This is a genomic window from Enterovibrio sp. QJM3NY_24 (assembly GCF_057786035.1).
This window is the reverse complement of record NZ_CM173520.1, coordinates 1,247,845-1,264,010: the sequence shown is the minus strand read 5'-3', so window position 1 is coordinate 1,264,010 and position 16,166 is coordinate 1,247,845. Positions and strand designations below refer to the sequence as shown.

Here is a 16,166-nt window from a genome sequence, read left to right as displayed (position 1 = left end):
CACAGTATTGTAACGCTTGCTCATTAACACCTTTTGCCACTGACCCGCCTTTGGGCGGGTTTTGTCGTCAAGCAATGACGCCTGACGACCTGATGTTGAATGATGTACGGACTCTGGTTAAACGGGGTCATGCTGGGATGGTTTATGGCTACGGAAAGCGGTCTGCAATTTACTCTTCATGTTGAAGGCTTACCTGACGACGCCTTGGCGGTGGTCGACTTCTCGGGGGCGTCAGCCTTGTCTGCCCCGTTTCTGTATCAGGTGAAACTCGCCAGCCGCACTGACACTTTGACTGACCATGATGTCGTTGACCGCAATGTCTCTTTGATGTTGTGGAAAGACGGGGAGTTGGTTCAACGCTTTCATGGCGTTGTGCGCAGCTTTACCCGCGGCGACACGGGCTTCAGTCATACCCGTTATGCCCTTGAAATGGTCCCTGCCCTTTCGCGTTTGTCCCTTCGCCATAACAGCCGTATTTTCCAGCAACAATCTGTCCCTGAAATCATCAGTATCTTGCTGCAAGAAATGGGCATTGATGAGTATGCGTTTTCGGTGTCCGGCTCGCCGCAAGTACGCGAATACTGCGTGCAGTACCGTGAATCGGACCTGGAATTCTTAGGGCGCATCGCGGCCGAAGAAGGCTTGTTCTATACTTTCTTGCACAGTAAAGACAAACACACGGTGTTGTTTTCGGATGACACTCAGACGCTGTCTCACTCTTCGCTGACACTCCCTTATAACGCCACCGTTGGCGGCACGGCCAGCTCAGCCTTTATCAAAGGCTGGCAACGCTCAGCGAAAACCCGACCTTCCTCTGCGCAGCTTAAAGACTACAGCTTTAAAAAACCGGCTTATGGCTTTTTGCATGACCATCCCGGTACGGAGATGGATTATCAGCGCGGCACCTATGAGCATTATGATTATCCTGGTCGCTTTAAAAGTGATGCGGCAGGTAAACCTTTCACCCAATACCGGTTAGAACATCTAAGAAGCGATGCGATTACCGCGACCGCCTCTAGCAATGTCATGCAAATCCAAGCTGGCATGCTGTTTGATTTGGCTGACCACCCTGATGATGAGGCGAACCGTGGTTGGGTGGTGGTATCAACGCAGTGTGACGGCACACAACCCCAAGCGCTCGAAGAGCACGGTGGTGAGGGCATGACAACGTATCACAATACGTTTTCGGTCATTCCCGCTCACCGCCCCTGGCGTCCCGCGCCACAAGCCAAGCCCTGTGTACATGGCCCACAAATGGCGATTGTCACTGGGCCTGCGGGGGAAGAAATCTTCTGTGATGAGCACGGGCGTGTGAAAGTGCAGTTTCCGTGGGACCGCTACGGCAACACTGATGAAGCCTCAAGTTGTTGGGTACGCGTGTCCCAAGGCTGGGCTGGCGGGCAATACGGCATGATGGCGATACCGCGCATTGGTCATGAAGTGATTGTGTCGTTTTTAGAAGGCGACCCGGATCAACCGATTATCACGGGCAGAACTTACCACGCGACCAATGTGCCGCCTTACCCGCTGCCAGCCAACAAAACCCGCACGGTACTGAGAACCGAAACCCATCAAGGCGAAGGGTTTAACGAACTGCGCTTTGAAGACCAAGCGGACAAAGAAGAGATTTACGTTCATGCCCAAAAGGACATGAACCTGCTGGTCGAGAATGACCGCAAAGACAACATCAAACATGATTTGCATCTGGATGTGGAGAATGAGCGTTTTTCGCACATCAAAGTCGATGACCATTTAACCGTCGACGGGCAAAGCAAAGAGCATGTGAAGGCTGATAAAACCATCGTGACCGACAGTTCACTGCACATCAAAGCCGGCGTGGGAATACTCAACGAAGCAGGCTCTGAGATTCATCTAAAAAGCGGTCACAAATCTATTCTCGAAGCCTACACAGAGGTCACCCTAAAAGTCGGCGGCAACTTTGTGAAGATCGACCCCGCAGGCGTTCACATCGTCGGCTCGGTTATCAATATCAACTCAGGCGGCAGCGCAGGATCTGGCTCAGGCTTTGGTGGTGCAATGCCGATGTTGCCGGGTGGGGTTGAAGCAGAGAAAGCGCCGGATGAGGCGGTTCTGAACTTGGCAACCGCTTCACAACAATCAGCGGCACCATTGATTTTGCTTCAGCAAACTAAAGCTCTCGTTGCTGCTGGAAAGTCGGGAAAACCTCTTTGTGAAGAATGTATCGATCTAGGCGAGGATAGCTAAGTGAACTTGCCTGACATAGAACCGAGTAAGAATCCACTTTACATTTTGCTCGACGGCGCAGTCATAGAGGAGTCAGCAAAACTCAGTTATGAACTCGCAGTCAATCAAGACATCGACATTATTTACAGTGGTACGGTGCTTAACACCGTGGCGAATTTGAGCCCAATTATTCTTCCGTTAAAAAATAATCAAGTTTTGCTCAATGCAGCGATGGACAAAAAGCCGCACGATTGGGGGATAGTATTTGAAGCAGAAGCATCAACGTCCGACGTCGCAGATCACTTAAAGACGGTTATCAAAGCCGATTTAGGCAACGGGAACACGTCAGTGTTTAGATTCTATCTACCTCACGTTGTAGGGCGAATTGCTTTGGCCTCCACTGACACACAAAAGCATCGACTATTTGGACCCATCACCAAGATTTGGAGCCAGTCTCGCACCGAAAAAATTTGGGATATGACTGAGATAACCCATCTTGAAAAACCTCCTCAAGAAGAAAATATAGGCTGGATGACACTATCAGACAACCAGTTAACGGCTTTAGGTGAAGCAGCTAAACAACACTTTCATTATCGAGCTTTAGATCATGTGAACCAGCATTTCCCTGAACATTTTTACCTCGCCTCCCCTCAGGATCAGCTTCTAAGAATCGAGTCCTATGTGAAACAAGGCCAGTCTTATGGTTTGAGTAGCGAAATGGAAAGCCTTTGCTTTATCAATATTCTCTGCATGCTAGGGGAGGAGGTATTGGAAGGTGAAAAGCACAGCGATGTCAAAAGTTTCCTCGACAGCAAAGACACGATGCTTCCCTCAGAACGAATTAAAAACGCATTGAATAAAGCGACAGAGCTTTATGAACAGAGAGAGTCTTTAAATGGTTAATAAAGCAAATGAAGCGGCCACAACGTCGAGTGCTGATAGCATCGACTCGCTGATGTCTACCTGTCCATTAAATGATGATCTCATCGTTATTCACCCCATGCGCTATTCGGTGAAACAAGTAGAATTAAGCTTCATGCTACCTTCCGATGTGGGGAACGGCCTGCCTGTTTTAAAAGAGCATGATTACATCATGCGCCCTGTTATTGATGCTTTTATTTATCTATTTAATGAAAGGGACGATTACGTTCTGCTGTCTGAGTTTGATACTTCCGGTGAGGCAATTAAAACGGAATGTCTATTAGGAGATGTTCCCAATGAGATACAAGGCCATTTTCCTGTCATCACTCAAGAAAAGAATGACAAATTCTCGATACTCCTTTCTTACATAAAGCTGGACGAAGCGTTCGTTCTAGGTTTAGTCAAAGATAAAAGCATTAGAAAAAATCAACTTCAGCACGTAAGCGTCAGCAGAGCTCGAAGGGGCAAAGAAGACCACTGCCTAATGGTCGAAGATCTTCCGACCGTGAGCCCAGATTTTTCAAGTGAAACTTTTAATTTTGATTGGTCTTTATGGTCCACCTCTGATCTATCGACCCCACCGTTACTGGCTAAATACAGATCAGTGACACCCGACAGTCATGTTGCTGTCGCTGTCATTGACCCAGTGGGGATCAGCATAGAACTTTGCACACTTTTGAATGCTCAATATGACGCTGGATTTACCCATATAGCGGAGACGCAATATCCTTACACGATTGCGAATGCGACAAAAATGCTAATCAATAGAGAGGCACAAAAAGGGTTTAGAAAAGAAGTAAAAAAACGCGTCTCCATTGCCCATGAACCCAAAGATTATCAATACGGGCTTCCCACATACTATGAGCGAACAGAAAAAGAGATTGAAGACATTCGTGAAGATCGCCGAGACAGGATAATCAAGGATTATCACGATGTTATTCGCTCAGAAGAAATGGATAAATTTCAATCGGACCGCGATGCTTACACTAAGGCTCTAAGCACTAGCTTAGAAGAGATAGCCCTTGATTGGACACAATGGCTTGAATCCGACTACACCGACTTCGCACTAGCCCTTTATTCTCCATATAAACAAGAACAAATTAAGCTAAAGGAAATTGCCATTGCAAATATGCTTGGCAATGTACAAGCGACAGAAGTAGGCAAAAAACTGCGTGACGACTGGATTAAAGATTTCGCCTACTGCACAACGGAGAAAGATAAACCAGAGTCAAAAGGCATCGGTGGACAAATATGGTCAACCATTGGTGTACTCAACTCTGGTTACAAAGAGCTCAGCAAGCACTTAAAACTTGTTTATGACGCTAGCTCTATAGATTGGGATGACGTCATATCTACCCAAAGGCGACTCATCTCTGACGGTATTCTTGCAGCCACCGAAGCGACTGACAGCATTCAATACTCCATAGGTGAAAAAGTTGCTCAGTTTGTTGTCGACCCAGAACTTGAAGAAGCTTGGCACGTTTATTATCACGCCATGGCTGAACGATATGGCTATCAATACGGTGTCATGAACACATCATTGAATGATGTGTTAGAAGATATTGAGGATTTCAATGCGGTTCAACTAGCAGCATCTGCAGAACATATCCTCGTGGCTAAAACGAAGATAACCAAAAAGAAAAAACTTAAAAGCAAAGGTAAAAGCAAAGGCGGAGTCAAAAAGAAAGCGAAGTTTGTTGACCCAAAGGTCAAAATAAAGATCTTTCAATTAAATTCTGTTATTAGACCAGGAGTGAAACCCAGTGTTTTAGAAGGCTTTGCTTACTGGGTAGTAAAAAATGTGGATAAGAGCAAAATTAATAACCCAGACAGCAAACTCGGCCAATGGAGTAAGCAGTTGTCAGGCGTCGTAGAAAAGCACAACGGAAGGCTCACGGGATTGCTGCTGATTGCGCAAGTTGCAAATATGATAGCTGTATTAAATACAACAATCTCAGCCAAAAAGCGCGACACTAAAATGGTCGTTGAGATCACCAATAGTGCTGTGGGCTTGATTCAATCTACACTGGCTTTCATCCAAAGTGTCAAGTTTTCTGGTGACGAGCAAGCTATGAAGCTTGTGGCTAAATCCAATATAAAATCTTTCGGCATCAAGTCGACAAGATCAATCGTGAAACTAGGACAACCAATACCAGAACAAGTTATAAGTAGATATTCAGCAGCCGTTACAAAACGATTAACGGGCATCGCGAGGTTTGGATACCGTGCATTACCTATAATCGGAAACTTCCTGGGAGTCATAACCAGCGGCTTCAACTTAGCCGAGGATATAGAGCAGCAAGACAGTTTAGGAGCCAAAGTTGTTGCAGTCTCCTCCCTGATTGTCAATTCGGCAGCGCTAGTTTTAGCCGTTGTGGCACTTGTTCCGGGCGTAAATGCAGTGGTTGGCGTCATTGCATTAGTACTGGCAATAGTAGGCGTTGCTTTAGACCTTATTCATGCGTGGATAGAAGATAGTAGGCTCGAAACATTTCTCAAAGGATCCTTCTGGGGCATTGGTAGCACATACGTCTATAAGAGGAGCTTACCAGATGACACATCCGCAAGAATAAAATACTTCAAAGACGTTATAGACGAAGATGTTCAGAAAGTAAAAACAAAAGAGTTGGTAGCTTTTACCGACGAACTGTTTAGGCCAATATTTAGCCACTCTTCATATGATGAAAGCGGTTGGTTTTATAAATACGAAGATTTTTCGTTAAATATTTATTTTCCGGGGTATGAAAGCAATGTTAGTAAAATTTCACTCAAGGTTCTTGGTGTCATCGATGACAAAACCGAACTCTTGTATGGTCGGGTCATCAACGCAGATGGTTCAGAAGAGCCTCCAACAAACAAAATCAACATGAAGTCATCCTCTGGAGAGGGTTTTGCTCTTGAGGCTTCATTTAAAGAAAGTCTCTGGAAAAAGGATTACGACAGCTATCGTTTCGATATTAGCTATGCAAATCCTAGCTCATTTCCCGTAACGTTAAACTATTCGGTAGACTTGGATGATGACGCTGCTCTTTTTTGGCAGGATGATGTAAGTACCGAAATTGAAGTTGAAAAATAATTGAGGCGAATTATGCCAAATAGAATCAATAAAGTTTCTGATGACCTTTGGATCGGGGCGGAGCAAGAAGGCTACGCACCACATTTTAGGAATACAATAAAAAGAAGAGGCAAGGGCTTTAGCACGGGTTTTGGTACTAGCCATATCATGGAGGATATTCTTAGCCCTCCCGCAAAAACTGTGGAGCTAGTTGATGACAACGAAACAGATGAAGGCGGGTTTTATGACGCATCTTATCTCCTTTTCTCAGCGGGAACGCATGGAGATTTCATTGATATGAGAGTGAACAGCGTGCATAACAGGCAAACACTGACTCGCTTTTCACAATTTTTCATGTTCCCAATATTTTTATTTACATATCTAGTTATAAGATTACTTCGCGACGACACTCCTTGGCTATATTTAGATCCTGCCGAATTAGGTATTCTTATCTTCGTATTTGCTCTGTGTTTTGTTGAATTTTTTCGACCAATACGAACCCCTGTTAGATTCCATCATAAAAATCAGGAGGTTTATGTTTACCACAAAAAAGCCCTCTATCGGATCCCTTGGAGTGAATGTGAAATCGCTTCAATGTATGCCCCTCACCATGTCGGTTATGGTGCTTTTTCGGATGCATATAACCTGAACCTTTGGTTGTACCCCAAACACTGTGTAAAAGGAGAATGCGGAAACCAGCCTATCGCTTTAAATTTGGTAACTGCTGTGGCTGAGCATTTAGAGGTATATGTTTATTGGGAGTTCGTTCGACGGTTCATGACCATAGGAGAAAAGGGTATCCTAACGGGAAATATGCAACAAAAAGTGCTTTTTGGTTTTCCGAATCCCGATTGGAGCACAAAGGCAAAAGTTATTGGTTGGTGCTTATCGCCAATTTTTTATGGACTGTTGCCATTCATCTCACCATCTCAATTTGCAATTCGCTTCAATCCAATCAAAGACCATTGGCCTGAAGAAGTACATAAATGGACTGGGAAAACAGTCAACTGGCATTAACTCTGCTAACACAGTGATGACTATATCATCGTCGTCTTTACTGCAAACCTTGGGTAAAGACGACGAATTCAGCTCACCCCAACAACCTCCCCTTTATCCCATTGAACACCGCCAGTACCCTATCGTGGGCTGGCTTGTGGTCGGCGATGAACGACAAACATATTATTGCGCTTTGGTCGTATTTTTCCGGTAGCGGAACATTCAAATCACTTGAAATAGTGCGTACGTAGTTGAGTTGGCTTTCTGATGGCAGCTTGAGCGAATCAGGGATCGCATCTTGAATCACTTGCGTCATATTCTCAGAGAAATCGGGCCACTGACCCAAATCAACGTGGGTATCTTGAGCCAATCGCAGAAATTTCTTTTGCTCTGCGGTGAGCGAGTAGGTAAAGGTGACGGCTCCTACTGAGAAGGTTATGTCTTTCATCATCAAGTTCTCTGCGCCATGAGTCATAGGCTAAATCCATTTCACTGCATGCTATCAGTACCGAAAGGCATCGAGTGTCTGAGTGATGCGCCAAAACGTTAAATTGGTGTGCTCGCTGTTTTTTCATTCCGGCCAAATATTGCTCGCTGAGCAATTTTTCGCCCGACTTCCAAGCAATTCTTTGCTCGCCTGAGTGAGGTTGCTCGCTAACTCCTTGTTTTTATTGCACCTCAGAGCTGGCACACCCTTTGCGTTATCTCTTGCGTTGTATCACTCATTTCTCTGTCCGCCATGATTGGCGGGCAACCATTGAATAAGGACATCGCAATGCCAACTCCATGTTATATCGCTATTGAAGGTAAAACTCAGGGCAACATCACTGCTGGCGCGTTCACTGCTGACTCTGTCGGTAACATCTATGTGGAAGGCCACGAAGACCAAATGCTGGTGCAAGCATTTGACCACATCGTGACCGTGCCGACCGACCCACAAAGCGGTCAGCCTTCTGGCCAACGTGTTCACAAGCCGTTCAAGTTCACCGTGGCGCTGAACAAAGCCGTGCCGCTGATGTACAACTCACTCGCATCAGGCGAGATGCTGCCAAAGATTGAACTCAAATGGTACCGCACCTCCGTGGAAGGCAAGCAAGAGCATTTCTTCTCGACCATCCTGACGGACAGCACCATCATCGATATCGATTGCCAAATGCCCCATTGCCAAGACGCGAACAAGAAAGAGTTCACCCAGCTGGTGACTGTGTCTGTGGCTTACCGCAAGATTGATTGGGAACACACTGTAGCGGGTACGTCAGGTGCCGATGACTGGCGTGCGCCGATTGAAGCGTAAGGCTTCGTGACTTAAGGCTCCGCCTCTCTTGTCCTTGTGTTGAAAAGAAGCAATGCGAGCCTTTTGTGCCCAACCCGCCCTTGGGCGGGTTTTGTCGTCAAGCAATGACGCCTGACGACCTGATGTTGAATGATGTACGGACGCTGTTTAAACAGGGTCATGCTGGGATGGTTTATGGCTACGGAAAGCGGTCTGCAATTTACTCTTCATGTTGAAGGCTTACCCGACGACACCTTTGCGGTGGTCGACTTCTCGGGCACGGATAGCCTTTCTGCGCCGTTCGTGTATCAGGTCAATCTGGCGAGCCGCAAAGAAGCCCTCTCCGAAAACGACGTGGTTGACCGCAATGTCTCTTTGATGCTGTGGAAAGACGGGGAGTTAGCCCAACGCTTTCATGGCATTGTGCGCCGCTTTACCCGCGGTGATACGGGCTTTAGCCATTCTCGTTATGCCCTTGAGATGGTCCCTGCCCTTTCGCGTTTGTCCCTTCGCCATAACAGCCGTATTTTCCAGCAACAATCTGTCCCTGAAATCATCAGTATCTTGCTGCAAGAAATGGGCATTGATGCGTATGCGTTCGCGCTCTCTGGCAGCCCGCAGACCCGCGAATACTGTGTGCAGTATCGTGAGTCTGACCTTGAATTTTTAGAACGTATCGCGGCCGAGGAAGGCATTTTCTATACCTTCTTGCACAGCAAAGACAAACATACCGTGTTGTTTTCGGATGACACTCAGACGCTCTCTCACTCGTCATTAGCATTGCCTTATAACGCCACCGTGGGCGGCACGGCCAGTTCAACCTTTGTCAAAGGCTGGCAATTCTCGGCGCAAACCCGCCCGTCGTCGGCGCAGCTGAAAGACTACAGCTTCAAAAAACCGGCTTATGGCTTTTTGCATGACCATGCGGGCACGGAAATGAACTTCCAACGCGGCACCTATGAACACTATGACTACCCGGGTCGCTTCAAAAGCGATGCGGCGGGCAAACCCTTTACCCAATACCGACTCGAGCACTTGCGCAGTGATGCGTTAACGGCGACCGCCTCGAGCAATGTGATGCAAATTCAAGCCGGCATGTTGTTTGATTTAACCGACCACCCTGATGATGCCACCAATCGCGATTGGGTGGTGGTCTCGGCGCAGTGTGAAGGCACGCAGCCCCAAGCGCTCGAAGAGCACGGTGGCGAGGGCATGACCACCTATCACAATACGTTTTCGGTCATTCCCGCTCACCGCCCCTGGCGTCCTGCGCCACAAGCCAAGCCCTGTGTGCATGGCCCACAAATCGCCATTGTGACTGGACCTGCCGGGGAGGAAATCTTCTGTGATGAACACGGGCGCGTGAAAGTGCAGTTTCCGTGGGACAGATATGGCAACAGCGACGACGCCTCAAGTTGTTGGGTACGTGTCTCGCAAGGCTGGGCTGGCGGGCAATACGGCATGATGGCGATACCAAGAATCGGCCATGAAGTGATTGTGTCGTTTTTAGAAGGCGACCCAGACCAACCAATTATCACGGGCAGAACGTATCACGCCACCAATGTGCCGCCCTACCCGCTGCCAGCCAACAAAACCCGCACGGTAATCCGCACCGAAACCCATCAAGGCGAAGGGTTCAATGAGCTTCGCTTTGAAGACCAAGCGGACAAAGAAGAGATTTACGTTCATGCCCAAAAGGACATGAACTTGCTGGTCGAGAATGACCGCAAAGACAACATCAAACATGATTTGCATCTGGATGTGGAAAACGAGCGGTTTTCGCACATCAAAGTCGATGATCATTTAACCGTCGACGGACAAAGCAAAGCGCATGTGAAGGGTGATAAAACCGTTATCAGCGATAACAGCATTCACATCAAGCAAGGAACATCTCAGCTTGTAGAAGCTGGCTCTGAAATCCATCAGAAATCAGGCGCCAAATTGGTCATTGAAGCAGGAAGCCAAATTACGCTAAAAGCGGGGGGATGCTTTGTCACTGTTGATGCTGCTGGCGTGCACATTTCAGGCCCAGTGATTGATCTCAATGCAGGTGGCAGCGCAGGCACCGGCAGTGGATTCGGTGGCATTGCGCCGACATTGCCGGGTCAGTTACCTCCCAAGCCTGCAAATCCGTTACCAATACTGACACCCGCCCAAATCGCGACGATGAAATCTGCAGCACCTTTCTGTGAAGAGTGTGAAAAATGTAAGGACGGTCAATGCGCGATCTAAACATGGCAACACCACAGAGCATCAATCGGTTCGCCATTTTCAATGGCACAACAGAAGAGAATGCCATCAAGCATTTCTATCGGTTGGGTGGAAACGATGCAAAACCGCTTTGGAGCGGCACACCTTACGCAGAATGGCTTGAAGTCATGCCTTTCATTGCGGATGTCACCCACCTCAGCGCATTTACCGAATGGGAAGCGCAGCAAGCCCCTGAAGACTGGGGCATTCTCGTGAGTTCAGACTCAACAATGGCAGACGCGCTTGCGCATTTTCGAAGCCTCACACAAGTGTGGATGCCATCAGGTTCTCATTCGTTTTTTCGTTTCTACGATCCTAGGTTCAGCCTCACTGTTGCGGAATTTTGCGATGACGAGCAGCGGGCTCAGGTGATGGGACCCTGCCAAACATGGCAGGCGAAAGGAAAAGAAATCCTCAATGTTACGCCAATAAAACATGCCGATGAGAAGCCTTTCCCTTGGTGGAACGTGCCAAAAAATGTAGTTCAGAAAATCACTGACACAGACAAAATCACACTTATCACCAACAGCGTTAAATGGCTTCGTGAAAATCACGCCGATCTTTATTTCTATTACCCCGAAAGCACACTGCAAGCCAAGATCACTCGTCTCGTTACTCGTCATAAAGAAGAGCATGGATCGCTTAATCAGTTATTAAAAACGTCCTTGGAAAAAGAGGTGTATCGATGAGCAATACCACCATGACAATGGGTGATGTCGATAAAATGTTCAGCACCATCAAAAGGGATTTTGAAACCTCTATCGACGAGTACCGAAAGCATTCAGAGAACTGGTTTTATGGCTGGGCGCTAGAAATGGAGCAGAAGGTCATTGTGAATGAAAATGAGCAATCGGCTGATACTGATGATTCCGAGATAGAAGCCGATATCATCACGTGTCCATTGGATGGAAAGATAACTCTGGTTCATTGCTTTGAAGCCGAAGCCTTTGTGCCTATCACAGGCACGCCATTTAAGGTACAACCCGTTAAATTCGATGATGGGATATTTATTGATTCTTATGAGCCTGACGGCCCAGCGGTATCCGGCACCATTGGTAGTGATGGCACGGCTGAAGTGACGCTGGACCAAAAGTATCGCGGTAAGCCCGTCCGCATCACCTTTTATCCAGAGGTGAACGAGAGTGACATCAAAACCATGATCGACTCGTACGACCCCACCATTAGCAAACTCAGTGCATGGCTGGATAAAGAATGGAAGACGCAGCGCAGCGAGTGGCAGCTCTACCTATCAGACCCTATCGATGTCTGGCAAGAAGTTGGCAAATTTTTCGACAAAATGCTCGATGAGCTCATTGATGCATGGGATGAAATTGCCGATTTATTCAAGCTACTGGCTAATCCCACTGAACTTGCAAAAAAACTCTCCAAATATATGGAGAATCCCGAGCTAATTGCGGAAATGCTGGCCTCTGCAAAAGGAGAAGCCGAGCGAATGCTGACACTGATAAAAGATGAAGCACGCTGTTTCTTGTGTCTGAATGCCGTCATTTCATGGTTCAAAACCCTCAGCCCACTGCAGATCCTCACTCTGGTTACCGTTTCTCTTGCCGCGATTTTGGTTGAGGTGGTTTTGAGTATCGTTATCCCCGGTGGTGCGGTTTTAAGAAATCTCAATCGACTCAGAGATGTTGCTGGCACAGCAGCCATGGTAGGTGCGTAAATGAGCAGTAAAAAGCGTGCCGTTCAGGCCGTAAAGAAAATCAAAGAAGTGGTTGATATCACCAAGGTAGATGCGATCGACAACATCGACACACTTAAAAAAGTCACCCAGCATGGTAACGGCAAGCTTAATGCCCGGGCAAAGGCAACCCAACGTGTAGAAGGGAAAAGTTTAGAGGGGGTGACCTCGGAACAACGTTCAGCAACACAGACTTCGCATATCACGTCTGAAAAACCTCGGGACATCGATAACAGCAGCAGTACCACCGACAAAGGCGACGCGACACAAGGTACAGGAAAAGATGTCTCGGAAGGCTGCCCCGTCTCCATGGTCACGGGTGAAGAAACGCTGCAACTCAGCGATGTCACCCTTCCTGGCACGTTGCCTTACACGTTCACTCGAACCTACAAAACTTCAAGTTGCGAACTTAATTCAGGTCTGGGTTTTGGTTGGGGTCATCCACTTAGCCAATCCCTGATTTTCGAAGCGGGAAAACTGTTCTGGAAAGATGCCGAAGGCAAACGCACCCAACTCCCAGAGCCCACAGCGTCACGCCCTGAAATCTATAATGACCTCGCGGGGGCAGCAGTATTTTTGGGTGAGAAAGAAGACGAGTATGTATTGGCTCAAACGGGTCAGCCATTCCACCATTTCACCCGCAAAGGGAACAAAGCCCAACTGACGGGGTTATCAGACAATTACCGTAACCGTTTGATTGTCGAATACGATGGCTACCAGCGCCCTCAAGCTGTCATCAATGAGCACGGCATCGCCCTCTGGTTTGTTTATCAAAAAGGTCTTATCACGGCCATTGAATTCCGCACCCTGAAATCAGACGGTTCAAAGAAAGAATGGATAACAGAGCGCACCAGCTTCATCTATCACTACAACGAGAGTGGACAACTGGTTGACGCCCTCAACACCGTAGGTGAAGGCGAACACTACCAATACGATGACGCCAACGTCATTTCACTGCGAAAAATGGCAGGGGGCGTTGAATTCGGCTGGCAGTGGGAAGGTGAAGGAAAAGAAGTTCGCTGCGTTCACCACTGGAGCAACACGGGATACGACACGAAATTTGAGTGGAACAATGCCACCAATGCCGTCGAAATCACCTATTCAGACGGAAGCACTGCGGCCTACCAGCATGATGAGAATGCCAAACTCATCGAACAGACCGATCCTGACGGGGCGGTCACTAAAAACGAATTCAACGATAACGGTGATTTAGTTCTCTCTATCGATCCACTGGGTAACGAAACCCGTCATGTCTACAACGATTTCCAACAACGTGTGCTCACTGTCCTTCCCGATGGTGAAGTCATTGAATACCAATATTGGCGCGGCAATCTGCGCCGAGTCATTCAAGGCAAGCGCAACTGGCGATATAAATACAACGCCAATGGTGATATCACTGAAAAGCGCGACCCATTAGGGCAAGACACCTTCTACCGTTACAACGGACAAGGCCAGCTTTCTGACATTACCTACCCTGACGGCAGCAAACACATGCTAGCGTGGAACCGTCTAGGTATGCTGATCGGCGAAACCTACCCTGATGGCGCAAAAGCCTCTTATCGCTATGACATATTCGGGCGAATCATCGTTGAAAAATCGCCGATAGGTGCTGTCACACAATATGAATGGGACGATGCCGACAGGCTCCGCAAGGTCATACTTCCATCGGGGCAATCCAAGCATTTCGATTACAACGGCTATGGCAAAGCAACCCGTGTCGTGGATGAAAATGGGCTAGCGACGCAGTACGAGTATCACCCCAATACTGATCTTGTCAGCCGAGTTATCCAACCCGACGGCTCAACGCTTCGCTACCAGTATGAGAACGCCAAAAACTTCGTCACTGCCATTATCAATGAGCGCGATGAAATCTATCAAATTGATTACTTCGCCAATGGCTTGGTTCGCAGCGAAGTCACCTTTGATGGACGACGTTTCGACTACCAATACGATCTCAACGGCAAGCTGCTAAAGAAAACCGAAACGGGCACAGAAGGCACGCAGCTAGAGACTGTTTTCGAACGCGATGCGATGGGCAGGTTGACCAAGAAAACACTGCCAGATGGCAATGAAGTCGCCTACCGCTATGATCAATTTGGGCAGTTGCTTGGCGTTGATGACGGTGAAACACCGCTAGCATGGCGTTACGATCTGTTAGGGCGTTTGACCGAAGAGCATCAACACTGGGCGTCTAGTTTCTTCGAATACGACAGTGTGGGCAACCTCACTCACTGGCAACTCCCTGATGCGAACAAGCTAAGCTATGAGCGTTCAGCAGGCGGCATATTAAATCGCGTTTTACTCAACGATGAGCAACTCACTCGCCACCACTATCAAAACGGCCTCGAAACCGCCCGTAAACAAGGCGATATTCTCAGCCGTTTCGAACACGACGAGCAAGGGCGGTTAACCGCACACACGCAGCATCAAAATGGTCGCCAAACACAGTCTCGCCAATACCAATATGGTGCAGACGGCAATTTGACTGAAATGGCTGACAGCCGCTTCGGTACTGTTTTCTACGATTACGATCCCCTTTCTCGATTAAAGAAAACCCGTGGTGTGGTTGAGGAATCCTTCGCCCACGACCCTGCAGGTAACCTGCTCGATCAGGTGATCGGCGCAGAGGCAGGACGAAAGCCGTTCGACGTTAACGGAAACCAACTCAAGTTTCATGGTGACAGCCACTATGAGTACGACGAATTTGGCCGACTCATCACTGAAAAACGGGGCAAAGACCAGCGCTTAATCACTCGTTACGAATACGACTGCCAGCACCGATTGATCAAAGCATCACTCCCAGAGGGTTCATTTGCTCACTACAAATACGACGCCTTTGGGCGACGCATTGAAAAGAAAGTCACCGACAAACTAGGAGCCGAGAAAACCACCGAGTTTGTCTGGCAAGGCGATACCCTGATTGCCGAAACCAGCAAAAACCATTACCAGACGTACATCTACGAGCCCGGCACCTTCAAACCGTTGGCAATGCTATCCGGTGAAGGTAGAGATTGTGAGGTTTACTACTACCACTTAGACCAAATCGGCACGCCGACAGATATCACCGATTTACACGGTAAATCCGTTTGGTCAGTACAATACCGCGCATACGGCAATGTGCTCAGGAAACACGTCGAAGAGATCTCCAGCCCATTGCGTTTTCAGGGGCAATATTTCGACGAAGAAACAGGACTCCACTACAACCGACATCGTTACTACAGCCCAAACACTGGGCGGTTTGTTACTGCTGACCCCATAGGTTTAGCGGGTGGATTAAACAACTACCAGTATGTGCCGAACCCGACAGGGTGGGTGGATCCATTGGGGCTGGCGAATATTGAAGTTACGTGTCAATGTAATGGTCCTCCGTTAGGAGGAAGAAGAGAGTTATACCGTAGAGATGGCAGGGATCCATCAACTATATTCAATGATGGATTTCAACCATGGAGGCCAGAAGCCAATGTACCCATAGAGGACTACGTGGACTTCAATGAACCCAGTCAATACGTGGGGACATCAAAATATCCTTCAGGGGCATCGGAGGTAAATACACAGACTGGAAAGTCAGGATATATATACCTTATTGATGATACTGGTCATGGTATTGATGTAAATGAAGCATATCCCAAAAACCCTTTTGCTCATGAACATGAAGTAGCTTTCCCTGGTGGCATTCAAGCATGTTATATAAAGGGCTGCACCCCAATTGACGGAAATAATAGTCCGACAGGTGGATTTGTTAAAAACCCTAATTACAAGGAGTAATC

At 47.7% G+C, this 16,166-nt stretch carries 10 protein-coding genes; 9 read left to right on the top strand and 1 reads right to left on the bottom strand.

Annotation, left to right across the window (positions count from 1 at the left end; genetic code table 11):
• The first annotated feature begins 144 nt into the window (after nt 1–144).
• Genes AC3CIC_RS21775 through AC3CIC_RS21760 form a run of 4 tightly spaced genes read left to right on the top strand, consistent with a single transcriptional unit; the run spans nt 145 to nt 7,198 of the window.
• Complete coding sequence (locus AC3CIC_RS21775; RefSeq protein WP_488516211.1) at nt 145–2,226, top strand: type VI secretion system Vgr family protein; 2,082 nt, start codon at nt 145–147, stop codon at nt 2,224–2,226.
• A complete protein-coding gene (locus AC3CIC_RS21770; protein WP_488516210.1) occupies nt 2,227–3,108 on the top strand; it encodes a DUF4123 domain-containing protein in 882 nt (293 codons plus the stop codon).
• Nucleotides 3,101–6,202: a hypothetical protein gene (locus AC3CIC_RS21765; protein WP_488516209.1), complete on the top strand. Its 3,102-nt coding sequence runs from the start codon at nt 3,101–3,103 to the stop codon at nt 6,200–6,202. Before AC3CIC_RS21770 ends, AC3CIC_RS21765 begins: the two co-directional genes overlap by 8 nt.
• 12 nt (nt 6,203–6,214) lie before the next feature.
• On the top strand, nt 6,215–7,198 hold the full coding sequence (locus tag AC3CIC_RS21760) for a DUF6708 domain-containing protein (RefSeq protein ID WP_488516208.1): 984 nt from the start codon (nt 6,215–6,217) through the stop codon (nt 7,196–7,198).
• A 73-nt stretch (nt 7,199–7,271) separates the two neighbouring features.
• On the opposite strand, the gene AC3CIC_RS21755 is transcribed toward AC3CIC_RS21760, so the two are convergent.
• Nucleotides 7,272–7,652, bottom strand: a complete 381-nt coding sequence (locus AC3CIC_RS21755; RefSeq protein WP_488516207.1) for a hypothetical protein — start codon at nt 7,650–7,652, stop codon at nt 7,272–7,274.
• Between the two features lie 300 nt (nt 7,653–7,952).
• Here AC3CIC_RS21755 and AC3CIC_RS21750 point away from each other — a divergent pair, with 300 nt between their 5' ends.
• The 5 genes from AC3CIC_RS21750 (at nt 7,953) to AC3CIC_RS21730 (ending at nt 16,164) form a co-directional block, all read left to right on the top strand.
• Nucleotides 7,953–8,471: an Hcp family type VI secretion system effector gene (locus AC3CIC_RS21750; RefSeq protein WP_017007402.1), complete on the top strand. Its 519-nt coding sequence runs from the start codon at nt 7,953–7,955 to the stop codon at nt 8,469–8,471.
• A 174-nt stretch (nt 8,472–8,645) separates the two neighbouring features.
• On the top strand, nt 8,646–10,682 hold the full coding sequence (locus AC3CIC_RS21745; protein WP_488516206.1) for a type VI secretion system Vgr family protein: 2,037 nt from the start codon (nt 8,646–8,648) through the stop codon (nt 10,680–10,682).
• Nucleotides 10,670–11,389, top strand: a complete 720-nt coding sequence (locus AC3CIC_RS21740; RefSeq protein WP_488516205.1) for a DUF4123 domain-containing protein — start codon at nt 10,670–10,672, stop codon at nt 11,387–11,389. The genes AC3CIC_RS21745 and AC3CIC_RS21740 overlap by 13 nt, the downstream gene beginning before the upstream one ends.
• A complete protein-coding gene (locus AC3CIC_RS21735) occupies nt 11,386–12,381 on the top strand; it encodes a Rhs family protein (RefSeq protein ID WP_488516204.1) in 996 nt (331 codons plus the stop codon). Before AC3CIC_RS21740 ends, AC3CIC_RS21735 begins: the two co-directional genes overlap by 4 nt.
• On the top strand, nt 12,382–16,164 hold the full coding sequence (locus tag AC3CIC_RS21730) for a scabin-related ADP-ribosyltransferase (protein WP_488516203.1): 3,783 nt from the start codon (nt 12,382–12,384) through the stop codon (nt 16,162–16,164).
• Nucleotides 16,165–16,166 lie beyond the last annotated feature (2 nt).